We start from the raw sequence: 26,196 nt of genomic DNA, 5'->3' as shown, positions 1-26,196 counted from the left end.
TCACAAAAATGGCTAATTCCAAAAGAAATATTTCTATCACTGGATCTACTGAGTTTTCTGATTTACTAGTAAAAGATCCTTCTACCTATGCTGCTGGAACTAAGGCTGTAAAAGTAGCCTTACAACATGCTTTTAAAGAAATGGGTGTTGTAAAATCATTAAAAGGACTTGCTCAAATGAATCAAAAAGAAGGTTTTGATTGTCCTGGTTGCGCATGGCCAGATCCTGATACACCTTCAAAAGTTGCGGAATATTGTGAAAATGGAGCAAAAGCATTGGCAGAAGAAGCCACCAATAAAAAAGTAGATGCTGCTTTTTTTAAAAAATACTCGGTAGAAGAAATTTCACAATGGACAGATTATCAAATTGGGAAAAGTGGTAGAATTACGGAACCCATGGTTTTATATCCAGGTAGCATACATTATGAGCCGATTAGTTGGGTGAAAGCTTACGAACTTGTTGCCGAACACTTACATCAACTTAAAGATCCTGATGAAGCTATCTTTTATACCTCAGGAAGATCCAGTAATGAAGCTGCTTTTTTATATGGACTTTTTATACGTGCTTTTGGCACTAACAATATGCCAGATTGCTCCAACATGTGTCATGAATCTAGTGGTGTGGCGCTTAGTGAAACGCTAGGTATTGGCAAAGGTTCCGTTACACTAGATGATTTCGAAAAAGCAGAAGTTATTTTAGTTATAGGACAAAATCCAGGAACAAATCATCCTCGTATGTTATCGGCATTACAAAAATGCAAAGAACAAGGCGGAAAAGTAATCAGTATCAATCCTCTTGAAGAAGCAGGACTTATCAGATTTAAAAATCCTCAGGAAGTAAAAGGTCTTATTGCAGGAGGAGAAGCGCTTACTGATATTCATTTGCAAGTAAAAATCAATCAGGATGTAGCATTATTAAAAGCTATTCTTATCAAACTTGCTGCATTAGATAAACAAACAAAAGAAGTGTTTGATCATGAATTTATTCAAACTTACACGCAAGGGTATGAATCACTTTTGGAACATCTGCAAAATTTTGATGCCCAAGAATTGATCAAACAATCAGGAGTATTATCTTCTTTAATCGACCAAGTAGTGGAACTACTCGCTCATAAAAATAAGATTATTATTTGTTGGGCTATGGGACTTACTCAGCACAAAAATGGCGTAGAAAACATTAAAGAATGTGTAAATCTATTATTATTGAAAGGAAGTTTAGGCAAACCTGGTGCAGGAACATGTCCTGTAAGAGGACACAGTAATGTGCAAGGAGATCGATCTGTTGGAATTGTACATCATGCATCTCCAGCATTTAATAGTGCTGTAGAAAATGTCTTTGGTTTTACACCTCCTACTAAAGCAGGTCTTGATACTGTACATTCTATAAAAGCAATGCATGAAGGAAAGGCGAAAGTATTCTTTGCACTAGGTGGGAATTTTGTATCTGCTGTTTCAGATACACAGTATGCCGCTGATGCTTTACAAAACTGTGAGTTAACCGTACAAGTAAGCACCAAACTAAACCGGACACATACTACTGCGGGGAAAACAGCATTAATATTACCCACATTAGGAAGATCTGAATTTGACCTAAAAGATGGGAAACCACGATTTTTCACCGTGGAAAATAGTATGGGAAAGGTACACAGATCAAAAGGAATGCTATCTCCTGCTTCTGATAATCTTAAAAGCGAACCCGAAATCATCGGTGGCATTGCGGATGCTTATTTTAAAGGAAATCATCCCGTAGATTGGCTACCATTAAGCGAAGATTATACGGCTATTAGAGCAAAATTACAAGAAGTTATTGCTGGTTTTAAAGGACTAGAAGAAAAATCCAAAGGATCAGGCTTTTATCTTCCTAATAATGTTCGTGAATTAGATTTTAGCAAATTACCAAATGGTAAAGCTCAATTTAGTAATTGTTCTGTACCAGATCATCATTTACAAGAAGATGAATTTTTAATGATGACTATTCGCTCTCATGACCAATTTAATACCACCATCTACGGTATGAATGATCGTTATCGAGGTATTTTTAATGAAAGAAGAGTGGTTTTAATGAATCCTAAGGACATTGAGAAGTTTGATCTAGCTGCTTTAGAAATTGTTGATCTTACTAGCAACTATGACAACACCTTAAGGAAAGCAGAAAACTTTAAGATAATCTCCTATAATATCCCACAAGGAAATATTGCTACGTATTTTCCAGAGACTAATATCCTAGTTCCCTATAACCATTACGCAGATAAAAGTAATACTCCCATTAGTAAGTCGGTAGTGGTTAAAATATTGAAGAAAGAATAATCGAGATATGATCTAATTTGTCCAAATTAAGTAATACTTCGTTTCTATAAAATTACTTTCTTATTTGTGCTATCTTCTTTTTTAACAGAAGTGTTCCACAAGTATATTTTTTCCAGCTTTTTAAATTTAGAAAGTTGTTTGATACTTTTATTCGTTATTGAAGAATTACTATGAAGATTTAAGCTTTCTAATCGCTCTAAACTAGTTAAATGTTGAATACCTGCATCAGAGATATTATTTTTCTGCAAAGCCAACTTTTGTAAACCTTTAAAACTACCAATTATTTCTAGATGGGTATCTGTTATTCCTTGCGAAGGTATTGACAGCCAAACAATATTATCCTTAATTTTTGAGAGTTCTTCCAGAATTTCTTTTACAATTTTCACATCAAATTCTTTGCTATTTTTAGGTAACATAGAAACATCATATCGGTTTGATTCTGACACGATTTCTCTCATGTTCACACCTTTTTGTAGTAAGCTTACTATAATTTCCTCTGATACTGGTGAAACAGCACTCATCATTGCCCCAGAAGAATGATCATCGCCTAGTTGAAGTTGTTCTGTCAATAGTTTTTTAATTTCTTCTGGAGTATTTAATGTTCCAACTGTTGCTGTAAAATCCGCCTGACCATGATCTATCCAATACTCAATTATTTTTATCTCTTCTTCCGTTAAAGGAGTCTTTCCTTCTGGTGGCATGAATTCTTTGTCATCAGGATCTAGATGAACTCTTTTAATCAACTCTGATTGTTTACTATTACCAGCAATTAAAGCAACACCACTTTTTCCTCCTTTTAGAATTGAAACCTCATCTGCTAACGAAAGGCCTCCTTTTTTCTTAGAATTATTATGACAACTGAAGCATTTGTTATCCAAAATAGGATGAACAACATGAGCAAATAGTTTTGCTTCTTCAATAGTATTTATTTTGGGCACTTCTTTTTTTTCTTTCGTAGTAAAAGGTAAATAGGCTGTTAAATAATCTGATCCATGAGTTAGATTACCTCCGTAGTGTCCTGTAATACTTAATAACAAAACAATAAAAGTAAGTGTAGCAATATTCAATCTTACAGATTCTTTTATAACGTGTTTAATTCTTTTCGTTTTCAACAACCAGGCTAGTATAGTAATAACTGTAGTTGCTATACCAAACCAAAAATGTTTATCCAAAGCTTCACCTTCATAATCGCCGCTTAATGACAACATATATCCCAACACACAAGCAATAATAGCACTGAATCCTCCTAAAAACAAGGCTAATGGCACAGCTTCTTTCAATAGCTCTTTTTTCTGATATTTTGCTGCTATTTCTAGTATAAATGCAAAAAACAAAAACCCAATTGGTAAGTGTACAACTAGTGGATGAAATCTTCCCAAAAACAAAACAAAATCAGATACTTCGCTCATGAATATTCTTATATATTTTTATTACCATAGCTCCCAAACATCCAACTTCATAGTTTGAGAATATTACTTTACTTTTCTTAAACTCTTTCTAATTTTAATGGAGGCGTTCCATTGGCATTCCATTGACAGACATATAGGTTCTTATCCTCGTCAATACACACATCATGACCATGTAAAATTGGCTTATGCTTAAGCTGATATGATTTTTGTAATTCTCCATTTATATATGAAGGTTTTGTCCCACCAGGATTAGATACAACTTTATCATCTTCTAAAATGGTTACAAAACCTGTATGATCTTTCCAAGTAGTTCGTCCGACTTCAGGTTTCGACCAACAAACACCTGCATATAAATTCTGATCATCGAAAACAGGCCTACAGACTTGCATATTTGGCAAATGCAACGTTTTCACATATTTCCCTTCTAATGTGAACCATTTAAAACATTCTTCATTTCTAGACGTACATACTACTAATGGATTCTCTTTATCACGATAATCGATAGCCACTCCATGCGCATTATCTAATCTATAATTGGGATCCTCATTTTGTTTACCACCCCAATGTCTTATATACTTTCCGTTAGCATCGTATTGAATGATATAATCCATTCCATATCCATCTGCTACGTAAATATCTCCATTAGGTGCTATGGCAGTTTCGGTGGGACAAAAATGATCTCCAGCATTGTAAATTCCAATCGTTTGAGGATGTCCAATATCAAAAATAACTTTTCCATCAGTAGTAGTTTTTGTCACTCTCCCATTATGATGTATCCATTTCCCATTTTTATCTAGAAACCATCCAGAATCTGTGAGAAACAAAACATCTTCTCCTCCTTCATCAAACAACGTAAGACCGTGTCCTCCTGGATATGCAGTACCCCAATAATCCAAAAGCTTTCCCGATTTATCAAAAATCAAAATGTTATTATCCGTATGATCTCCCATCATTATTAATCTGCCCTTGCTATCCATTTGCATCTCATGACAGTTAAGAATAGGATTTCTTACCGTACTGACATCTGCCCAATCTCTTACAATTTTGTATCGATAATCTCCGTGACCTATTATATTTTCTTTGTTCACAGTATTGTTTTTAAGAATATGAAATCCGAAAGAAGGCACGATTGCTGCACCTGCACTTAATAAGGCTGTATTCTTAATAAACTCTCGTCTTGAATTTTCTTTATTCATGGGAAGAAAAATTAGCTTAGTATATCTTTTACTATATGTCCGTGTACATCTGTCAATCTGAATCTTCTTCCTTGATGCTTGTAGGTTAATCGTTCATGATCAATCCCGAAAAGATGAAGTAATGTAGCTTGGAAGTCGTGTGTATGCACAGGATCTTTAATTACATTATAACTAAAATCATCTGTCTCTCCATAGGTAATTCCAGGTTTTACACCTGCTCCCGCCATAAACATGGTAAAGGCTTTAGGATGATGATCACGCCCATAATCTGTAGCCGTAAGTTTTCCTTGCGAGTATACTGTACGGCCAAATTCTCCTCCCCAAATCAATAATGTATCTTCGAACATGCCTCGTTGTTTTAAATCCTTAATCAAAGCAGCATTTGCTTGATCTGTTTTTCGGGCATTTCCTAAAACTCCTTTTGGACATCCGATATGCTGATCCCAACCTTGATGATATAACTGCACAAATTTGACTCCTTTTTCTAGCAATTTTCTTCCTAACAGACAATTTGCAGCATACGTGCCAGGATCGCGACTATCTTTTCCATACATATCAAAAATATACTCCGGTTCATCACTCATATCAGTTACTTCAGGTATCGATGTTTGCATACGGAAAGCCATCTCGTATTGAGACATTCGGGCATTAATTTCGGGATCTCCGTAGAAACTATGTTGTACATCATTCAATTTTCCTAGATAATCTAACATATTTCTCCTATTATGACCATCATAGTTTTCAGGATCTGTGAGATACAATACGGGATCTTTTCCGCTTCTAAATTGTACTCCCTGATGTTCTGTAGGTAGAAAACCATTTCCCCAAAGTCGAGCATATAAAGGTTGCCCTCCACCGTTTTTAGAAATTAAGGTGATAAATGTGGGTAAGTTTTCATTATCAGAACCCAAACCATAACTAATCCAAGAACCTATAGAAGGTCTTCCTGGTTGCTGACTACCTGTCTGAAAAAAGGTGATTGCAGGATCATGATTAATCGCATCAGTTTGCATCGATTTTATAAAACAGATATCATCTACGACTTCTGATAAATAAGGCATAGCACTACTCACCCAAGCTCTGGATTCTCCGTATTGTTTAAAGTCGATAATAGATGGAGCAATAGGTAATGACGTTTGATCAGCACTCATACCTGTAAGACGTTGTCCTTTTCTTACGGAATCTGGTAATTCCTGACCAAATAAATCTTTTAGCTTCGGTTTATAATCGAAAAGTTCAATTTGAGAAGGACCGCCACTCTGAAACAAATAGATAGCTCTCTTTGCTTTCGGAACATGATGTGGTAATCCTAAATCATTTCTGCTAAACATTCCTAAATCAGGCTGTACATTATTTTTAACAGCACTCCAAGCTTTTTCTGTATTTAGAAGAGAACCTAAAGCCAAAGCACCAAAACCTAAAGACGTTTTGGTTAGAAAAGCTCTCCTATCCATCATTTTTTCTACTTGTTGTAGGTCTTTATTATCAGACCGTAAGGTATCGTGGTGATTGCACATAGACGTATTATCTTTTAGTTATGGTGGCATCAGAATTCATAATGGTGCTGGCAACTATCGCATTTGCTGCGATCATCGATAGGTTATCATCTGGATCAAAAGCAAAATCTCCTGATGCCAACCAGCCTTTTGCTTTTGAAATATTACTATTAAACCTATCATATTCTTCCTGTTGAAGAGCAACTAATAACTGTAACTCCTTTTGAGATATCTGCCTCCCCGTTAATCGGATATAGATATCTTTAATACCTTCTTCTACAGAAGCAAAAGCTATCATATTTTTACCCATTACTTTAGAAGCTTCAATGTATGTAGGATCATTTAGCAACACTAAAGCTTGCAAAGGAGTATTCGTTTCTTGTCTTCGTGTCATACATATTTCTCTAGTCGAAGCATCAAATGTTGCAATGGTAGGATTGGGAGCTGTTCTTTTCCAGATAGTGTATAAACTTCTTCTGTATAACTTATCTCCAGCATCTCTTTTGTAGGGTAAGTGTGTCATCTTCCAAAGTCCTTTTGGTTGATATGGTTTTACACTTTCGCCTCCTATTTTAGTGTTTAACAATCCACTTGCTACTAATGCATTGTCACGAAGCATTTCCCCAGACAACCGTTTAGATGGTCCTCGAGCCAATAATAAATTATCAGGGTCTATCTCTCTTAATTCCTCAGAAACATTAGAATCTTGCTGATAGGTTTGAGACATCACAATCTGTTTATTTAATGCTTTTAGATCCCATCCAGACTCTATAAAATTAGTTGCTAACCAATCCAGTAACTCAGGATGCGTTGGTAAGCTTCCTTGATTACCAAAATCTTCAGAGGTTTCTACGATTCCTTTTCCGAAGAAATTCTGCCAATACCTATTTACAGCTACTCTTGCCGTTAATGGATGTTTAGGATCTGTTAGCCACTTAGCTAATCCTAATCTGTTTTTTGGTAAATCTTCTGACATTGCTGGTAAACTGCTTGGCGTATTTGAGAAAACTTCTTCTCCATGAGCATCATATTGTCCTCTTTCTAATAAATATGTTTTCCTGAGTCCTGGAGAATCTTTCATTACCATTATCTCCTTAATGTTATCTGCGCTATCTGCTTGGATCGTTCGAACTTCTTGAAGCGACGAAATGGCTTCTCGCGTTGGAATGGATTTCGCTGACAAATAGTAGTCGGTAAGCAGTTTTTTATCGGTATCTGAGAGTTCTTTGGACGTTTTTGAAATCAAAGGTTTCAAAAGCTTAGTATCAGAAAGTTTTAAGACTTCCAAAGGAGTTAGCTCCTTGCTAAATACTTTTAAGTCATCTACAATTGCTCCTGCAATCCCTTTACCACGCCATCTTGCCCCGATTTGTAAACCAGGTTCTATGGGTTCTGGATAAATATAATCCTCTAAATCATGAAATATAATATCTTTATATAGGTTGTCAATTACTACATTAGTTTGCATATGCTCTCCATTCACGTACAACTTTAATCCACTAGCTTTGCTAGATCCATCATAAGTCATTGTTAGTTGAACCCATTCTTCTCTCGGCACTTCTTTAATCGTGGTCTCTACGATCGCATTATCTGGCCAAACGTGCGCTAGCAGTAACTCAAAAGTGTTGTCTTCTGTAATCGACAGATGATATCCACGATAACTATGTAATCTTGTCCCTTGTGCTTTATGAAAAATTACTCCTTCTTTGAGATCCTTCGGAATAAAAACATGTATTCCAATACTGAAATTCTCACTTCTCTGGAACACTCCCACTTTATCTAAATCTAACCACGCATCACCATCAAACTGAAGTCCCTTTCCTTTGTATCCTTCTTTGAGAATAATTTTTTGATTTCCAGCAAACTGGGTTTTCATTTCCCCTTTATCTAAATAATTTAAATTGTTTCGCAAAGAAGAATTCTCGAAGTCATAATATGCTACCAAATGTTTAGAATCTGTAAATGAATCTCTTCGATATTTTTCTTTAGCAATCCACTGATTTACTTTTTCCTTTTCACTTTCCGTGACACGTTCTATTTTACGCTGAGAATTATTTACAAGATCATCAATGTAGGCCATCATTTGTTCTTCTTCTTTGGTCGGAAGTAACATCGTAGGAACAGGCATTGACCAGTCCCACGGAATTTGACCAGATTCATTTACCTGATTAAAAAAACTGAATAATTCAAAATAATTTTTTTGGGAAATCGGATCATATTTATGATCATGACATTTAGCACAGGCAACGGTTAATCCCATGATACCTTGTCCTACCACATTGGTTCTATCAGAAACATACTCTACTCTAAATTCTTCATCGATAATACCACCTTCTAAATTCTGGGGGTGTAGTCTGTTAAATCCAGTGGCCAAGATTTGGTCTTTAGTAGGGTTTTCTAATAAATCACCGGCTAACTGCCAAGTTATGAATTGATCATAAGGCATGTTTTCATTAAAAGAGTTAATTACCCAATCTCTCCAAGGGCTCATATCACGATAGCGATCTACAAAATATCCGTGCGTATCTGCATATCTTGCGACATCCAACCAATCGATTGCCATCTTTTCTCCATAATGTTTTGAAGCCAAAAGTCTATCAACCTGCTTTTCATAGGCATTGGAGCTTGCATCATTCAAAAAATCAAGCAATTCCTCCTTGGTTGGTGGCAAACCAGTAAGATCAAGGGAGACTCTTCTTAATAACAACTCTTTACTAGCTTTTTTTGATAGATTTAAATTGTTTTCAGATAGTTTTTTGATTACAAAATTGTCAATCGGATTTTTTTCTAAAGTTCTATTTTCTATACGTGGTATCTCTGGTTTGCTTGGAGTAATAAAAGCCCAATGATCTTTATATTCTGCGCCTTCTTCTATCCATCTAATCAAAATTGCTTTTTCTTCAGAAGAGAGTTTTAGATAGGATTCTGGAGTGGGCATCACCAGTTTAGGATCTTCGGACAAAATTCTATGAAAAACTTCCGATTTTTTTAAATTTCCCGGATCTATAGCAAATTTACCAGGTGATTCTGGTAATTCCAGAAAAGCAGTTTCCTCGGAATGTAATTGTAAACCCGCAGAGATCTTTGCTTTATCAGGACCATGACATGCAAAACATTTATCAGATAGAATTGGTTTTACATGCGTATTATAATCTATAGTTTTAGGAAGTTTCTCATATGCATCAGCTACTTTCTCTGGTAATGAAGGCTTACAACCTATACAGATATTCAAAAGAAACAGTATTGTCAAAAAATAACCTTTTTTCATTTTTTATTAATTATTCCACAACATTATTGGACCAAAACTACTATATCATCAATTTTAAGTTGACTACATCGACTGAACAAAAACTATACAATCACTGTTTTAAAACTAAACCGATATGAATAAATCAGTAAAAATCTCATCAATTTGTAAGAAAAATCGAATAAGACAAGATGTTTATAGTATCTAGTTTTTGATCAGAATTTTTTAGCTAGAAGTATTGAAAAACAAAACAAAAGGCCTTTACTACTAAGAAGAAATTGTAAATAATTTTTTAGTAGTGATTCTTCACATTTTCTTCTTGTTTAGTTTTTGTCCAGTCTATTTTTTTTAACAAACTAGAGAACTTTGTAATTTTCAATTTCTAATAAATAACACAACCACAACTTTTATATCCATATTTCCGACCATGAAAAAAGCCTGCTATTTCCTTATTTTATCTACCTTGCTTCTAGGATGTTCCAATAAAAAAACACAAAAAGAAACAGCATCTGACCCTACATATATAGAATCACCTTTTACAGGTATCGATACCATTGCCACAAATGATTGGTGGAATAGAAAGTCTAACACCATCATTGATGTAAAGGTTCCAAGAGGAGAAGTTATTGCATTCGGGATTTATACAGTTAGTAATGAAACTCTTAAATTAACAGCACAACTATTCCCGCTGTATCCAGATGAAACTAGAGAAGTTCGGTTAGAAATCAAGAAAAATGACAAATGGACGGAAATTCAGAAAAAAACAGTAAATGAACTTGGATGGTCAGCTACTTTTAGAATCAACAATTGGAGCTATAAAGAAAATATATCTTATCGAATTTTACATAGCACTGAAGCTAGGTATGAAGGTATTATTAGAAGAGATCCTACGGATAAAGACGAAATTACTTTGGCTGCTCTTTCTTGTAATAGCAACAAAGATAGAGGTGATAGAGATAATTATATACGAAACATAAATTTTCAGGATCCTGATTTAGTCTTTTTTGCTGGGGATCAATCATACGATCATCAGGAGCATACTGCTGCTTGGTTGAAATTTGGATTGCAGTTTAGAGAAGTTTTTAGAACCAGACCTTGTATTACGATACCTGATGATCATGATATAGGACAAGGAAATTTATGGGGTGAATATGGTAAGAAAGCCACTACTATGGCCGGAGATGATGGTGGTTATTTTTACCATCCTGAATATGTAAAAATGGTTGAAAGATGTCAAACCTCACATCTTCCAGATCCGTACGATCCAACACCAATACAGCAAGATATTGGCGTTTATTACACCAATTTGATTTGGGGAGGTGTTGATTTCGCTATTATTGAGGATAGAAAATTTAAATCAGGCCCAAAAGGTAAGATTCCTCAAATTGGCCCAAGACCTGATCATATTAGAGATCCTAATTATGACCCTAATACCGTGGATCTAGAGGGATTAGAATTATTAGGAAATCGGCAAATTGAATTCTTAAAATCTTGGGGTAGCGATCAACAAACAACCGATTTTAAAGTAGTTTTATCACAAACTGGATTTTGTGGAGGAGCACATTTACATGGTTCCATGGATAATAGATTACATGCAGATATGGACTCTAACGGATGGCCACAAAAGGGAAGGAACAGAGCTTTAAAAGCTATAAAAAATGCCAATGCAATACACATTGCCGGCGATCAACACTTAGCAACCGTAATACAACATGGAATTGAGTCATATGATGATGGCCCTTGGGCTTTTGTTGTCCCAGCAATTGTGAACAATTTTTATAGTAGATGGTGGTGGCCAGAAGATGCAAAACCAGCTACATCTTCTGATAAGCTTCCTTGGATCGGCAAATATCTTGATGGCTTTCATAACAAGGTTACGATGCATGCTTATGCCAATCCTGATAGCCCTTCGAATGGAGCTGGTTATGGTATGATTAGATTTCGAAAAAAAGAAAAAACTGTCACTTTTGAGTGTTGGCCAAGGTTTGAAGATGTTCGAAAAAAAGAGGCTAAACAATTTATTGGCTGGCCAATAACCATAGAAATAGAATAGATTGATTTACTACTTAAATTTTGTAGAACCTCTTTCTATTAGATAAGTTTCCAGTACTGTAGTTTCATAGGTAATAGCTTCCTTTTGGTTGTCTTCTAACCTACTAATTATATTATTAGCAGCTACTTTTCCAAGTTCTACAGCTCTTTGATCTATAGTTGTCAATGGAGGATTACTATTACCCGCAAGAATTCCATCAGTAAAACCAATAACAGAAACATCTTCGGGAACTCTAAGACCCGCACCAATTAACAAATTCATGGTATAAATCCCAGAGAGTTCATCAGCCGCAACAACACCATCTACTTTATTATCATTTAGAAACGTTGTAAAGCTATCTGTAAACTTTTGGTAATCTTCAATTACCAAAACCTTAGGCTTCCCTTTACTTTTTAATATGTCCTTTAATGCTTTTTCATATCCACTTACCCTATCTAATCCTACACTTGTATGATGAATTGGCGTTACAAAAACAACATTTTTACAACCCGATTTGATTAGCTTTTCTGTAGCGGTATAAGAAGATTGAAAATCGTTAATAACAACTTTATCGCAATAGACTTTATCAGTCACCCTATCAAACATGGATATAGGTAATCCTTTATCTATAGCTCCTTGTAAATGCTTATAATTTTCTTTAACAAAAGTCTCTTTAGATATCGATATGATAAATCCATCAACACTTCCATTTGCCAGCATTTCTATACTTTTTACTTCTTTTTCAAAAGATTCATCCGAGATACAGGTAATAATATTATATCCTTTTTCTGTTGCTTCTTTTTCAATACCAGATAAAACTTTAGCGAAAAAATGAGCCAAAATATTAGGAATGATCACTCCTATGGCCCTTGTTTTTCTCTCCTTTAGGTTTTTGGCAGTTATGTTTGGTTTATAGTTGTAAAATTCTGCCAGCTTTTTGATTTTATTTTTGGTCTTTATACTAATCTCAGGGTTATCAGCTAATGCTTTTGACACGGTAGAAACCGAAAAATTAGATAGCTCTGCAAGTTTTTTTAATGTCATCATTTGATTACTCATATCTCACTTTTTATCCACCGCTTAAAGAAAATTATCCTGTAGTATAATGTGCTGTTGATAAGGATTTTAAAGTTTCTGCTGCTTGTTCTGCCGTAATATCACGCTGTGGATCTGCAAACATCTCATAACCTACCATAAACTTTTTTACGGTTGCTGACCTTAATAATGGAGGATAAAAGGACATATGAAAATGCCATTCATCATGAGGGTCTCCATCTGTTGGAGCTTGATGAATCCCTGCAGAATATGGAAAACTGCAATTGAATAAATTATCATATCTAATGGTTAAATCCTTTATTATTTGCGCAAACGAGGCTATCTCCTTTTCATTTAGCTCTTTAATACTTGGTTTATGTTCTTTTGGTAATATAATAGTTTCATAAGGCCAAATTGCCCAATATGGCACCAGAGAAACGAAGTGATCATTTTCTAAAATTATTCTTTCTCTTGTCTCCAATTCCTGTTTTAAGTAGGCTTGTAATAAACTTTGATTCGTATCAAGCCAATATTTATTCATTTGCGCTGTTTTCTTAGAAACTTCTAGCGGAATAGACTCTTGAGCCCATATTTGACCATGAGGATGAGGATTACTGCACCCCATGACATCTCCTTTATTTTCAAATATCTGAATATGGTTGATATACGACACCTCACTTAATTCCTCATATTCTCTTTTCCATAGTTTAACGACATTCTGAATCTCTTCTACCTTCATTATAGGCAATGTCAAAGAATGATCAGGAGAAAAGCAAACTACTTTACAGATCCCTCTTTCAGACACTCCCTTTAGCAATCCTTCGGAAAAAACCTCTTTTGGAGTTTCAGACAATAAGGCAGAAAAGTCATTTACAAAACTGTAAGGCCCATCATATTGAGGATTTGTAGCTCCACTTGCTCTAGTATTTCCTGGACACAGATAGCAATTAGGGTCATAGGAAGGTCTCTTGGCAATGGATTGTTTTTCTTCTTTTCCTTGCCATGGCCGTTTAGTACGATGAGGAGATACTAAAACCCATTCTCCTGTTAGTATATTATATCTCCTATGAGGATTTTCGTTAATCATATGATATCTTTTTTAACTTACTATGATACTTTAGACTTTGTAAATTCGATACTTGTTCCTTTGCTTGGCATTACCTGAAAAGCATCTAAATCGATATTAAATCGTTCTTTATATGCTATACTCACTTCTTCTGTATATGCATTGATGTAATCTTTATGCACAATATTTACTGTACATCCACCAAAACCTCCACCCATCATTCTCGATCCAATTACATATTCTTTTTCTTTGGAGAAATCCACCAAAAAATCTAATTCATCACAACTAACTTCGTACTTATGTCGAATTCCATCGTGACATTGATATAATAGATCTCCAAACTCATTTAGCCCGTTATTTTTTAGAAACTCCGCAGCCGCTAAAACTCTTTTATTTTCTTGGATAATATATTGACATCTTCGAAAAACAGTTTGACTTACTTCATCTTTTACCTCTTCTAGCATATCTAAACCAACATCTCTAAGAGACGAGATATTTGGATGTCTTTTTTTAATAAAAGCTACCCCTTCCTCACATTGCTGTCTTCTAACATTATACTCGCTAGTAGCCAGATTATGTTCTACATTGGTATTTAGAATTAGTATTTTATAATCCACCAAATCAATTGGAATTAAGCTATGTTCGAGAGATTTACAATCAAGAAAAAGAATTTTGTTTGTTTCACTAAAAACGGAAGCATACTGATCCATTATACCACATTTAGTACCAACATATTCATGTTCAGCATCTCTACTTAATACAGTAATGTCTTTTTTAGAAAGCCCTAACTCGAATAGTGAATTTACACCGTATGCAAGACCGCACTCTAGAGCAGCAGACGAACTTAATCCAGAACCAATTGCTAACTCGCTAGAAAAGAAACAATCAAAACCTCGGATCTTATCTGATCTTTTTGATAGCTGATGTAGTACACCCAAAATATAATTCTCCCAATTTTCTGTGCTAGGTGAAATATTATTTAGATCTACTCTTAAGGATTTATCATAATTTCTACTGTAGAAATTACAAGTATCCGCTGTTCCATTTTTTTTAAACTCAAAACGTATTTTTTTATCAATAGCAGTAGGAAGTACAAAACCATTATTATAATCCGTATGACCACCCATAAAATTTATTCTCCCTGGAGAAGATACTATGAGCTCTGGGATAAATGTATTTTCTTTGTTCATTATTAAAACCTTTATTTATAACAAAAATAATAAATGTAATAATTACATTTATTATTTTTTAAAGAATATTTTATGGAGTTTGCCAAAAATCAGCAAAATAGTTGGTATGAAAATAAAGAGCAGGTATTAGTTGCTGTAGACTGTATCATCTTTGGATTTGACAATGAAACTTTAAAACTTCTTGTTTTTAAGCGAGAAATACAACCTCTTAAAGGTTCGTGGTCTTTGATTGGAAGTTTTATCAGACAAAATGAAAATGCTAATCAAGCTGGTTTAAGGATCTTAAAAGATATTACGGGTCTGGAAAACATTTTTATGGAAGAGCTAAAGACCTACTCGGCAGTTGATAGAGATCCCGGAGCACGCTGTATTTCTATTGGCCAATATGCGCTAATCCGAATCGATGAGAATAATAAAGAACTAGTGAATAAACATGGTGGCTTTTGGTTTTCCCTAGATGAGTTACCAGAATTGGTATTAGACCATAATCAAATGGTAAAAGATGCTTTGGATAGACTACGAGAAAAGGCTAGATTTTCTCCAATTGGATTTGAATTACTTCCGAAGTATTTTACTTTACCCCAAATTCAAACCTTATACGAGCAAATCTTTCAGAAAAGATTGGATTCTCGAAACTTTAGAAAAAAGTTACTATCACTTAATTTTCTTAAAAAAACAGAAATTAAAGATAAATCCAGTTCCAAAAAAGGAGCTTACTTATACGAGTTTGATTATGAAAAGGAAACAGATCAAAACTTTATATTTAAAGGATAATAAGTGATTTTAAGAAGTCATTCCTATGATACCAATTATTAGTTCTTTTTACGAATCCTGTACTGATCCATTCTTTTCATCGCTTTACCTTCATATTTCCGTTTTAACTGCCATCTAGGTCTTTCTAGTGTTAATTCCCATTGAAATAAAAGTTTGTATAATTCTTTTACTTTTTCAGGATATTGAAAGGCTAAATTGTTTTTTTCCGAGATATCATCAGCGAGATAATACAGTTCTGCCGGTCTATCAGGATATCTAAGTAGTTTCCAATCACCTTGCCGAACAACACCTCTATTCTCTTTCTTCCAGAAGAGTGTTTCGTGCGGTCGATTTTTATCTTTTTGTAAAATAAATGGAAATAAGTTTACCCCATCAATATCTTTTAAATCTTCCATACTCCCACCTCCTAATGAGTAAAACGTAGGTAATAAATCAAATGTACTAACTGGAAATTCATACTCTTTGCCACTTGGTATTACTCCTTTCCATTTCATAACATATGGAACTCTGATTCCTCCTTCTAGATGATTGGCTTTGGTGCCGCTTAGAGGTATGTTGTCTGAAGCATTTGTATCCGTAGGTCCTCCATTATCATTAGTAAATACAATTAAGGTATTTTCTTCTAACCCCAGTTCTTTTACTTTATCAAAAACTAGTTTACAGGCCTTATCCATAGCGAAAGTCATAGCAGCAAGTTGTTTTCTTTTACCTTTTAACTCTGGAAACTTTTGTAGGTCTTCTTTAGTTGCTTCCATAGGTGTATGCACAGAATTAAAGGCTAACATGGCAAAAAACGGGGTATCTTTATTATCCTCTATAAAATTGATTGTAGCTTTTGCAAAAGCATAGGTTAAATATTCTTCTGTCTCACCAAATTTTCGAAAACCTGTTTCTAATAAATCCTCCACTCTTGATGTTGGATTATTCTCATCATATTCGAAATAACTACGTGCTCCTCCTCGAAAACCATAGAATTCATCAAAACCTCTTTTGGTAGGATGAAAACGATCTGCATTTCCTTGATGCCATTTCCCAAAAAGGCCAGTTTGATATCCTAAATCTTTTAGATATTCAGCAATTGTTTTTTCATCTAGAGGCAACCCCATTTCATCATCATCGATATAATAATTGCTCATATATCCTGGTACATTGTTCTCTTCGAAACCAAATTTTTGCTGATACTTTCCTGTCAATATTCCAGCTCGAGATGGCCCGCAAACTGCCGCAGTAACATATGCCTGTTTAAACCTCATTCCTTCTTTGGCAAACTGATCCAAATTAGGAGTCTTCATCACATTACTCCCTTGAAAACCAAAGTCTGCATATCCTGCATCATCAGCAATAATCAAAATAATATTTGGACGTTCTTGAGAAGATACTATTTGAATTGTAAGGGCTGAAATTATTAGCAGTATGAATCCTTTATATTTTGTAACCATCAATAATTTTAGAAATTGTAATTAATATCATAATCTTCAGTAAGCTTGAAAAGAAAAGCTTAGTTTATAACTAAAAGTAACGAGTCTTACTAAGCTTATATCTTTTCTCACTTACTTTAAACAAAAATCTAATCTAAATCAATTAACTTCTTTAGGTTCATATATACGTATCCAGTCTACCTTAAAGGTATGATTATCTTCATTTTGAATCTCAGAGTTCGACGGAGTTCGCCCATTACAAGCGTTCCAATTTTGATCCTCGACATTAATGATAATATCCATTTCTTTATCCAAATTCATCCCATTATTAAGATAATTAAGAGGATCTATAACACTGGTAGAAGAGTTGCTTTGGGCCTGTTCTAAGCTACTCGCTTGATTAACTGCTTGGAATCCATTGGCCGCAGTTGGCAAGGAACCATTACTAACAGGTTGTGGATAGGTATACAACCAATTACCATTAACATCTCTACTTGCAAATGCGTTATCCGAAAGTATTCTTACTTTTTCACCATCAATGTAATATTCCAAATGTTTTGGATCTCTCCAATACACTCCAATTCGTACCCATTGACCACCCCATTGATTGACTCCATTTTTTCTCCACCAACTTCCTGCGTCTCTTGGTTGGTAATCCTGAAAAGGATTTCTAATAAAAGTATGATGACTAAGGTGTATACGCTCTGCTAGCCATAAATTTCTATCATCTTCTCCAGTTCCACCATAGGCCTCTATAATATCTATTTCCTGAGTATCATCAGGGCTTAATAGCCAGACATCAGAAGCCGTAACTGCATCCGCAACTCTTACTCTTGCTTCTACATATACAGGATACTTTACTCTTGTCGTAGAAGTAATACAACCTGCTCTAGTAGTAGGTAAAGTCCAAGTTTCTGCCACACCATCTACATCACAATCTACATCAAAAGATTTAGTCTCTCCCGGGACTCTGGTAGCCTTGATTTGAAGATCTCCATCTCCAACAGAAACATTTTCTCTAACCCACTTAGTAGGACCTGGTCCTTCCCAGTTATTGTGATAAAAATTAGTCCATTTTCCTCCAAATGTCGCTGCACTTGGCGTAGCAGTAAAATTGTAATTAAAATCATCCGAAGCTTCCTGATTTAATTTCCAAAACTTGCCTTCTCCTGCTTCTGCAGGAATATCTATTCCTTCCCAATCAAATCCTTGATCATCCGGATCTGTGACAACCACATCGGGATCAGGATCAGTAATGGTTACAGGATTTGCGATATCATCTCCATTAGAACAGGATTTTAATGATATAAATACGCTAAAAAGTAATAAGATTGATATTTTCATTTTCATAACGTTGAGCTTTTTTCTCTAAAATTTACAGGGTTTTAAAAGCTTTTTTAAATATTTTAAATGTTCTCTACGGCTTACTTATCTTCTAATTTCCAGGTTCTCACCCAATCAACTCTCATCGTGTTAATGGTATCATCTCCTAAATCGGACTTTGGTGGAAGTCCTCCTAACCAATCTGCTTCATTAGTCCATAAATCAAAAATTATCTCTAAATCTCTAGTAAAAACACGACTTGGAAAATTATCTCCCGTTTCATGGTTCCCAACTACTACACTTCCTGCAGGTTCTCCATCTAGGTAAAACTGAATATTTTTATTATCCTTCCACCATACTCCTACGATATGATATTCCTCATTCCATTGCACTCCTTTTAATGGGTTTGCGTCTGATAGATTATTATTACTATAATTTCCTTTATTTCTTATAGTAACTGGTGTCAAATTTGAATCGGCATGAAAATATTGAGAGTTCATAGTTGTTGGAAAGTCTGGTTGACAATTACAAGAAGGTTTAGAATTGTTTTCTATAATGTCAATTTCATCTCTATCAGAAATATCTCCATTGTTTAACCAATAGGTATTATACGCAGATATATGAGCCGTTTTTATCCTAGCTTCCGTATACATAGGATAGCTTGTTTTCTCCCTGGAATGGATTCTTGCCGTTTGAAACCACCTTTGTTCTGGGTTAGATTCATTAAGAGTAGCCTTTATCCATAAATTACCATTAGCAACGCCCGAATTTTCATTGGAATTAGACATAAAAACAGGTACTCCATAGTTCCAAGTAGATTTAAACCACTTATTAGCATCCCAGACATCAAATTCATCTGACATTGCTTCCATTTTCACCCACTTTTTGTCAAGAGGTGTGGTATCATCTATAGAAACAAAAGATGGTAGATCAGGATTTATGTTATTAAAATCATCTGCTGTAGGCACAAATGGATTTACAGTTATGTTTACGCTTGCTGTTGCTTCATCTCCATCTGCATCTGTTATGATATATGTAAATCGGTCTGTTCCGTCATAATTGTAATTAGGAATATATTCGAATACACCATCACTAATTTCAGTAAGTGTACCATTCGAAGGTTCGGTAGATATACTATAATCATCTCCATCTCCACCATTTTCTCCAATAATATCGTTTGCAGAAACATTGATTCTATTTGCCTCACCAGAACTACTATCTTCCTCTACTGTTAAGGTATCATTAACAGCTACCGGTTCGCTATCCATAGAATTCGTATCTGGTTTTGATTCTTCATTAGAACAATTAGACATTACCATTGCGAAAGCAACTATTGGTACAATTCTTAAGTGTATTTGCGAATACAATTTTTTAAACATTTTCTTTTTCTTTTTAATTAATTCAACTTTTTTATCCCGGCTTGACTTCATATCATAAACTTCTAATGTGATAGGATCTAATGACACAAGTCATCCATAATTAAATGTTTAGACATAATTTTACGATCCAAAATAATTCGTTTAGGAGTATTGTATAAATAAGTATGATTAGGCATTAAAAAACGCCCAATCATACGAAACAATAAAAACTAATAACTCTAAATTAGATTTTTACAAATTTTCCAGTTCCTTTTTCAGTTTGTATAAAATAGGTGCCTGCAGTTAATTCCTCGACATTTAATGAGGTCGCTCCTTTTACAGATTTTACAGTCCTTCCTGTAAAATCAATAATAGTGTATTGATCGGAAATCGATTCATCATTAAAGTATAAAACATCCTTTACTGGGTTTGGATAAAAACCACTTATACTTTTTTCATTATCAAATGAGCCAATAGATAGTGTTGAGTCTACCGTTATAGCGGTATTATCATTAACAAACCCTCCGTCATTATTATAGGACATGAATATGATCAATAAGTATTGGTTTCCGGATGACAAACTACTTGAATTTGGAGCATTAGCATCAATAGTATAGTCAAAGGTCACATTGTTTTGAGCATTTGGTTGTTGACCAGCATTTTCATCTATAGGAAATATCTGATTGTAATCGTTTACAATATTAAAGGCAGCATCAACCTCTCTTAATATGATACTAACATAGAAAAAGTCTTCTGAGCCTGCATCATAGGAAACATCCATATTAATAGTTTCACCAGGAACGACTGCACTAATTGGATTGTTCCATGTAATACTTTGAGAAAAACCTAAAGAAATAATAAAAAGGAAATAAATTAACGTAACTTTTTTCATGATCTTAATTTTTAAAGATCTAAAATTAATATTTAATAAAACGATAAGATAAATAAGCAACTAGACTAAAACTGAACTAAATTGTATGGTTTAGAAAAATTATGATAAAATGATATCTTCTAAACTTTATCAAGCAGGAGGTTCACAGTTTTTTCAAATAATTTTAAAAAAAGTAAACTTTTGTAAAGATACAATCCAAAAAGCGATACTTTTTTTTAAACAATTTGTTATCTTATTGTTTCTAATACGTTAAGAACAAAAAAACCTTGAAATCCAATGATAATTGGGCTTTTGAATTTGTTTTTCTTATCAAAAAGAAGAATTAGCATTAATAAATATATGTCTTTATTAAATTGCAAATTGTTAATACTACCTCTACCTTATCTAAGCAAATTTTTAACACTTTTTTTTACAAAAACTCATTCGTCTATTTTTTGTCTAGTTTCTTTTTTTTTAATAAAACCTTAAGATTTATATGTTTGTTTTGATCATTTCAGTGAATTGAGTTTAAAAAAATGAGAAATCATTAATAAGTATTAAATTTTACTAAGTTTCTATTATCATTTATGAAAAATAACAAAACAACTATGACCAAAAAGTATCATTGGTTATTGATCTGTCTACTGATGTTATGTTTCGTCAGTACGAAAGCGCAAGATAAAATGAATATTACCGGACAAATTATAGATGAAACCGGCATGCCCTTATTAGGAGTAAACGTTTTAGTAGAGGGAACCAAAAGAGGAGCCGTTTCTGATTTTGATGGAAATTATGAAATAAAAGCTTCTAAAGGAGAGGTCTTAGTATTTTCATCTCTTGGTTTCACTACACAATCCATAACCATAAGCAATAATACTACAATCAATGTTGTTCTCGCGCAGGACAGTCAAGAACTAGAACAAGTAGTCGTTATTGGATATGGAACGCAACGAAAAATTGAAGTTACGGGAGCAGTAAATAGCGTAAGTGCCGAAATTATTTCTAAAGCACCTGTATCTGATGTTGCAGAATCACTCCAAGGACAAATTGCTGGTGTTAACATCCAAGCGAGTAATGGTAGACCTGGTGAAGAGGCAAACATACAAATTAGAGGAGTTGGTTCATTAAGCCCAGGATCATTAGGTCCTCTTTTTGTCGTAGACGGAATACCTTTTCAAGGAAATCCTAATATAGCACCAGAACAAATAGAATCTATTGATATTCTTAAAGATGGTGCTTCTGCCGCTGTTTATGGAGTTAGAGCCGCTAATGGAGTTATCCTCATAACCACAAAAAAAGGGAAACAAGGACAATTAAAAGTAGATTATTCAACTTACTTAGCTGTTCAAAATATTACATCAGGTGTTCCTTTAATGAATACGAATCAACAACTTTTTTCTGATCAAGCAGTAAATGATGCTGATGGAACAGTAAACAATACATTCTTTTTAAATCCGAATGCTCTGGATTTTGATAGTGACTTTGTGGGTGATGTTCAAAATGACAATGCTTTAATACAAAACCATAATTTAAATATATCTGGAGGAGTTGGTGATCTCTCTTTAAATATTAATGGTTCTTATTTTGATCAAGAAGGGGTACTTATCAATTCTGGTTTTAATCGATTAACCACTAGAATTACAGGGCAGTATACCAAGGAAAGGTTAAAAATCTTTACAAGTATTGGTATTACGGATGAACTGAGAGTTCAGGAACCATTTGCTCTATTAGAGCAAGCAGTTGCCCAAAGACCTTTTCAACCTCCGATTTCAAATATACAACCCGTGAATGGTGTGGTACAATTAGGAGTGGGAACTGGACAACCAGAGTTGTTGAGTTTTTTAACGAGACTTTTGAATGATGAAGATGAAAGACGCATAAGGAGTTCTAACATCGCTTTTAGTTTAGATTATGAAATTCTTAAAGGGTTAACCTATAAAGTGAATTTAGGTAGGAATAATTGGAATTTTAGGAGAAACTTTTTACGCCCACAATATCTTCTTTTCAATGTACAAGGAGATTTCGTACCTGGTGCATCACGTGAAGATGCAATCCTACAAGAGAGTTTTATTTTTACACAAAGAAATACTATAGAAAACTCTTTAAGCTATAATGTTGATTTTGGAAATCATAATCTTAAGCTTCTTGCATTGACATCTTATGAACAATTTGATTCCAAAAATTTAAGTACTGGTGTTATTGGTCTTGCTAGTAATAATACACCTGTTTTAGGTCAAGGACAAGAACCAATAAATCCAACTGGGTTTGACATAACCAATAAGTTAAGTGGTTTATTAGGAAGAGTTCAATATAATTTTGATGATAGATACCTTTTATCCGCAAGTATAAGAAGAGATGGTTCTTCTAATTTCCCTACTTCTAATAGATTTAAGGTCTTTTATGGAATTTCTGCAGGTTGGAATGTTAGCGAGGAGCCATTTTTCAAAAATGCAAATCTCGACTTCATTAACAACCTTAAATTTAGAGGAAGTATCGCCGAAGTAGGAAATCAAACCATAGCAGGTACTAATCCGACTCCATTTATACCGACAATAGAATCAGGAGTGAATTTTATTTTTGGAGAAGCTGAAAATTTGGCATTTGGTCAAATCGGAAGACGTTTGGTAGATCCTGATATACAATGGGAAACTAAAATCTCCAGAAACGTAGGTGTTGATTTATCCATGTTTAGTAATAAACTTAATTTTACAGCTGACTATTACCTAAATGACAGAAAAGATCTTCTATTAGAAGAAAGACTTCCGCCATCAACAGGAACCAGTGCACCAAGAGATCAAAGTTTTAGAAGTCGAGTTGTCAATGCTGGAAATTTAACAAATCAGGGAATTGAAATAGCATTATCTTATAAAGACCAGACTTCTTATGGATTAAAATGGAACATTGCGGGTACTTTTACACGAAATGTCAATGAAGTAACAGATCTTAACGGTACAAGCAGAGGTTTTTCTGGAGGAACTCCCGTATTTACTGTAGGTAATGTTGATAATACTACATTTTTAGCAGAAGGATTTGAAGCAGGTGCATTTTTTCTACTTCAAAATGAAGGAGTAATCCAAACAGAAGAAGAGTTACAAGCCTATCAACAAATAGTTCCTGATGCAAGAATAGGTGATATAGCTTATATTGATCAACTTACTGTAGACACTAATGGTGATGGAATTCCTGATACTGCTGATGGAACTATTAATGACGATGATAGAGTCTACGCAGGTTCTGGACAAGCTGATTTTGAAGCTGGTCTAAGTTTAAATCTAGAGTATAAAGGTTTTGATTTTTTCATACAAAATTACTTTTCTTATGGTGCAGAAGTGTATAACGGAGCACGTCTTTCCGCTTATATCAATGGAAGACATGAAGAACAATTCAATCAATGGACACCACAAAACCCATCCTCTAATATTCCAGCAAGAAGGGCAGGAAATGTATCTACTGCGAGTACTAGAGCAAGATCCGACTTTTTTCTAGAAGATGGATCCTATTGGAGAATACGAAATATCACATTGGGCTATTCGATCCCTAAGGATGCTTTACCAAATTTCTTCTCCAGTTTTAGAATATATGCTACTTCTCAAAACCCGTTTACGTTTACCGAATACACAGGTTTTGATCCTGAAATTGGAGGAGACGGAATTTTTACCAGAGGAGTTGACCAATTAACCTATCCAGTATCCAGAAGAATTTTATTTGGTGTTCAACTTGGTTTTTAAACTTACAATATAATTTATTATGAAAATTAAACATAAACTAAACACGTACATCGCACTAATTTTAGGTTTTATTGTGATATCCAGTTGCGAATTAGACGTAGATAATCCAAATGCTGTAACTGAAGAAACTTTTTGGAGTACTCCAAATGATTTTGATGCAGCCCTCACAACTGTGTATGGTGCGCTTCAGTTTCAAGGTATCAGTGGATCTGGATTAGCATTTGAGATGCTTTTAGGAGATGAAGCAGGTACCGAAAACTTTTATAGACAAATTGAATTTGCTTCTTTAAATTTTGGTGATGCAAGTGAGCAAGTAGTAGATAAATGGAACGAACTATATATTGGTATCTTCAGAGCTAATCAAGTACTGGAGCAACTTCCACTAAACCTTAATGTATTTGATGATCCGGAAGAAGCAATATCTATTGAAGCTCAAGCACGATTCTTAAGAGCATTTTATCATTTCCAGATAGCACATTCTTATGGTGGTGCAGTTATTAGAACCTCTGTTGCAAGAACTTCAGAAGAAATAGCAGCTCCTTTTAGTTCAATTGAAGAAGTAACTAATCAAGTAATCATCCCAGACCTTATTTTTGCTAAAGCTAATTTACCAGAAACTTGGCCTTCCAACGACTTGGGTAGAGTTACTTGGGGAGCAGCTACAGCTTTATTAGGAAAAACATATTTATATGGTCAACAATGGGAACAAGCTGCTAACGAATTTAGAGAAGTGATAGATTCTAATCTTTATAGCTTAGCTCCTAACAATCTTGACAATTTTTCTCATTTAACGGAATTCAACTCTGAATCCATTTTAGAAACCCCTTATTCGGTAGAATTTAATCCAGGTGCAAATGGGAATGTTGTAGATGACAACACCTTCGAAACCGGAGCAGAAGCTAGTGGTATCGCAAGATCAATGGGACAATTACAGTTTGGAGCATTTAATGTTGTGCTTCCTACCTATTATCTTCATGAGCTTTTTGTACGAGATGAAATCGATCCAAACAATCCTGTTAATGATGGAAATATGCAGTCCAAAAGAATGGGAGCTAGTATCGTTCCCGTAGACGGAGATGGTCTGTATTATGGGTTACCTATTAATGATAAACCTGGCTGGGTATTTGGACAAAGTTCTTATGCGAAAAAATATTCTAACTGGTATCATTTAGAAAGTGAAGATGGAAATAGTCGTTCCGAAATCAATTTTAGACATATTCGCTTAGCAGATGTGTATTTGATGTATGCTGAAGCTGTTCTTGAAGCAAACGGTGATGTTGACACAGCAATAGAATTTATTGACCGAGTAAGAAGAAGAGCTGGAGTCATTACCTTAAGTCAATATATAAACGATAATGGAGGATTTCCTCAATTCCATATTAGTGAACAAGTAAACGGTGTACAACCTTTTGTATCGGCTTCTGTAACCACTGTAATGACGCACATAAGACGTGTAGAAAGACCTTTGGAACTATGTTTTGAAGGACATAGATGGAAAGATCTAGTAAGATGGGGTATTGCAGGAGATGTCCTGAATGAATTAGTACAAGATGAATTGTGGAGAGAAGCAAATTTTGATGCTCTAGATATTGGCGGTGTTGGTGTAGCTCCACTATTTATTAGAGAAAAACTAAGACGCGATTTTGGTATAGCAAGCCAAAATTATAACTCGGCTGTTCACGATTATTTCCCTATTCCAGCTGCCGAATTACAAACAAATGATGAAATTGGTAATTAAAATTCTGCA

16 protein-coding genes are annotated in these 26,196 nt (G+C 34.5%); 5 read left to right on the top strand and 11 right to left on the bottom strand.

The window, feature by feature from the left end:
• Window positions 1-8 precede the first annotated feature (8 nt).
• Window positions 9-2,306 carry an FdhF/YdeP family oxidoreductase gene (locus Q1A73_RS11075; protein WP_299605348.1) on the top strand — a complete coding sequence of 766 codons (2,298 nt, stop codon included), beginning with the start codon at window positions 9-11 and terminating at the stop codon, window positions 2,304-2,306.
• Between the two features lie 44 nt (window positions 2,307-2,350).
• Here Q1A73_RS11075 and Q1A73_RS11070 read toward each other — a convergent pair whose 3' ends face one another.
• From Q1A73_RS11070 to Q1A73_RS11055, 4 genes are all read right to left on the bottom strand, one after another.
• A complete protein-coding gene (locus Q1A73_RS11070; protein WP_299605346.1) occupies window positions 2,351-3,715 on the bottom strand; it encodes a c-type cytochrome domain-containing protein in 1,365 nt (454 codons plus the stop codon).
• Between the two features lie 77 nt (window positions 3,716-3,792).
• Complete coding sequence (locus Q1A73_RS11065; protein WP_299605343.1) at window positions 3,793-4,911, bottom strand: 6-bladed beta-propeller; 1,119 nt, start codon at window positions 4,909-4,911, stop codon at window positions 3,793-3,795.
• An 11-nt stretch (window positions 4,912-4,922) separates the two neighbouring features.
• Entirely contained in the window at window positions 4,923-6,428 is a 1,506-nt protein-coding gene (locus tag Q1A73_RS11060) for a DUF1501 domain-containing protein (RefSeq protein WP_299605341.1), read from the bottom strand.
• 7 nt (window positions 6,429-6,435) lie between these two features.
• On the bottom strand, window positions 6,436-9,639 hold the full coding sequence (locus Q1A73_RS11055) for a DUF1553 domain-containing protein (RefSeq protein WP_299605339.1): 3,204 nt from the start codon (window positions 9,637-9,639) through the stop codon (window positions 6,436-6,438).
• Between the two features lie 442 nt (window positions 9,640-10,081).
• Here Q1A73_RS11055 and Q1A73_RS11050 point away from each other — a divergent pair, with 442 nt between their 5' ends.
• Entirely contained in the window at window positions 10,082-11,707 is a 1,626-nt protein-coding gene (locus Q1A73_RS11050; protein WP_299605336.1) for an alkaline phosphatase D family protein, read from the top strand.
• Between the two features lie 9 nt (window positions 11,708-11,716).
• Here Q1A73_RS11050 and Q1A73_RS11045 read toward each other — a convergent pair whose 3' ends face one another.
• From Q1A73_RS11045 to galK, 3 genes are read right to left on the bottom strand one after another with little or no spacing between them, the layout of a single operon-like run.
• On the bottom strand, window positions 11,717-12,745 hold the full coding sequence (locus tag Q1A73_RS11045; RefSeq protein WP_299605333.1) for a LacI family DNA-binding transcriptional regulator: 1,029 nt from the start codon (window positions 12,743-12,745) through the stop codon (window positions 11,717-11,719).
• A gap of 31 nt (window positions 12,746-12,776) precedes the next feature.
• Window positions 12,777-13,808: a UDP-glucose--hexose-1-phosphate uridylyltransferase gene (locus Q1A73_RS11040; protein ID WP_299605330.1), complete on the bottom strand. Its 1,032-nt coding sequence runs from the start codon at window positions 13,806-13,808 to the stop codon at window positions 12,777-12,779.
• Between the two features lie 20 nt (window positions 13,809-13,828).
• The gene (gene galK / locus Q1A73_RS11035) at window positions 13,829-14,977 is read right to left on the bottom strand and encodes a galactokinase (RefSeq protein ID WP_299605328.1); all 1,149 of its coding nucleotides are present in this window, start codon (window positions 14,975-14,977) and stop codon (window positions 13,829-13,831) included.
• 72 nt (window positions 14,978-15,049) lie between these two features.
• Here galK and Q1A73_RS11030 point away from each other — a divergent pair, with 72 nt between their 5' ends.
• Window positions 15,050-15,751: an NUDIX domain-containing protein gene (locus Q1A73_RS11030; protein WP_299605325.1), complete on the top strand. Its 702-nt coding sequence runs from the start codon at window positions 15,050-15,052 to the stop codon at window positions 15,749-15,751.
• A 38-nt stretch (window positions 15,752-15,789) separates the two neighbouring features.
• On the opposite strand, the gene Q1A73_RS11025 is transcribed toward Q1A73_RS11030, so the two are convergent.
• The 4 genes from Q1A73_RS11025 to Q1A73_RS11010 form a co-directional block, all read right to left on the bottom strand.
• The gene (locus tag Q1A73_RS11025) at window positions 15,790-17,190 is read right to left on the bottom strand and encodes a sulfatase (RefSeq protein ID WP_299605322.1); all 1,401 of its coding nucleotides are present in this window, start codon (window positions 17,188-17,190) and stop codon (window positions 15,790-15,792) included.
• A gap of 138 nt (window positions 17,191-17,328) precedes the next feature.
• The gene (locus Q1A73_RS11020) at window positions 17,329-18,513 is read right to left on the bottom strand and encodes a family 16 glycosylhydrolase (protein ID WP_299605319.1); all 1,185 of its coding nucleotides are present in this window, start codon (window positions 18,511-18,513) and stop codon (window positions 17,329-17,331) included.
• Window positions 18,514-18,593: 80 nt separating this feature from the next.
• Window positions 18,594-19,871, bottom strand: a complete 1,278-nt coding sequence (locus Q1A73_RS11015; RefSeq protein WP_299605316.1) for an Ig-like domain-containing protein — start codon at window positions 19,869-19,871, stop codon at window positions 18,594-18,596.
• Window positions 19,872-20,094: 223 nt separating this feature from the next.
• On the bottom strand, window positions 20,095-20,742 hold the full coding sequence (locus Q1A73_RS11010) for a T9SS type A sorting domain-containing protein (RefSeq protein ID WP_299605313.1): 648 nt from the start codon (window positions 20,740-20,742) through the stop codon (window positions 20,095-20,097).
• A 566-nt stretch (window positions 20,743-21,308) separates the two neighbouring features.
• Between Q1A73_RS11010 and Q1A73_RS11005 the strand changes: the two genes are divergently transcribed.
• Window positions 21,309-24,449: a TonB-dependent receptor gene (locus tag Q1A73_RS11005; RefSeq protein ID WP_299605311.1), complete on the top strand. Its 3,141-nt coding sequence runs from the start codon at window positions 21,309-21,311 to the stop codon at window positions 24,447-24,449.
• A 19-nt stretch (window positions 24,450-24,468) separates the two neighbouring features.
• Entirely contained in the window at window positions 24,469-26,187 is a 1,719-nt protein-coding gene (locus tag Q1A73_RS11000; RefSeq protein ID WP_299605309.1) for a RagB/SusD family nutrient uptake outer membrane protein, read from the top strand.
• Window positions 26,188-26,196 lie beyond the last annotated feature (9 nt).

The organism is uncultured Aquimarina sp. (assembly GCF_947492115.1).
Lineage (GTDB): Bacteria > Bacteroidota > Bacteroidia > Flavobacteriales > Flavobacteriaceae > Aquimarina.
The sequence above is the reverse complement of the archived record's forward strand: the minus strand, read 5'-3'. Positions and strand labels throughout refer to the sequence as shown.

Coding starts and splice junctions, on each gene's coding strand:
- Q1A73_RS11015 (WP_299605316.1), bottom strand. CDS start 19,871: ATGTTTAAAAAATTGTATTCGCAAATACACTTAAGAATTGTACCAATA.
- Q1A73_RS11060 (WP_299605341.1), bottom strand. CDS start 6,428: ATGTGCAATCACCACGATACCTTACGGTCTGATAATAAAGACCTACAA.
- Q1A73_RS11010 (WP_299605313.1), bottom strand. CDS start 20,742: ATGAAAAAAGTTACGTTAATTTATTTCCTTTTTATTATTTCTTTAGGT.
- Q1A73_RS11050 (WP_299605336.1), top strand. CDS start 10,082: ATGAAAAAAGCCTGCTATTTCCTTATTTTATCTACCTTGCTTCTAGGA.
- Q1A73_RS11030 (WP_299605325.1), top strand. CDS start 15,050: ATGGAGTTTGCCAAAAATCAGCAAAATAGTTGGTATGAAAATAAAGAG.
- Q1A73_RS11025 (WP_299605322.1), bottom strand. CDS start 17,190: ATGGTTACAAAATATAAAGGATTCATACTGCTAATAATTTCAGCCCTT.
- Q1A73_RS11045 (WP_299605333.1), bottom strand. CDS start 12,745: ATGAGTAATCAAATGATGACATTAAAAAAACTTGCAGAGCTATCTAAT.
- Q1A73_RS11075 (WP_299605348.1), top strand. CDS start 9: ATGGCTAATTCCAAAAGAAATATTTCTATCACTGGATCTACTGAGTTT.
- Q1A73_RS11020 (WP_299605319.1), bottom strand. CDS start 18,513: ATGAAAATATCAATCTTATTACTTTTTAGCGTATTTATATCATTAAAA.
- galK (WP_299605328.1), bottom strand. CDS start 14,977: ATGAACAAAGAAAATACATTTATCCCAGAGCTCATAGTATCTTCTCCA.
- Q1A73_RS11005 (WP_299605311.1), top strand. CDS start 21,309: ATGAAAAATAACAAAACAACTATGACCAAAAAGTATCATTGGTTATTG.
- Q1A73_RS11070 (WP_299605346.1), bottom strand. CDS start 3,715: ATGAGCGAAGTATCTGATTTTGTTTTGTTTTTGGGAAGATTTCATCCA.
- Q1A73_RS11000 (WP_299605309.1), top strand. CDS start 24,469: ATGAAAATTAAACATAAACTAAACACGTACATCGCACTAATTTTAGGT.
- Q1A73_RS11040 (WP_299605330.1), bottom strand. CDS start 13,808: ATGATTAACGAAAATCCTCATAGGAGATATAATATACTAACAGGAGAA.
- Q1A73_RS11065 (WP_299605343.1), bottom strand. CDS start 4,911: ATGAATAAAGAAAATTCAAGACGAGAGTTTATTAAGAATACAGCCTTA.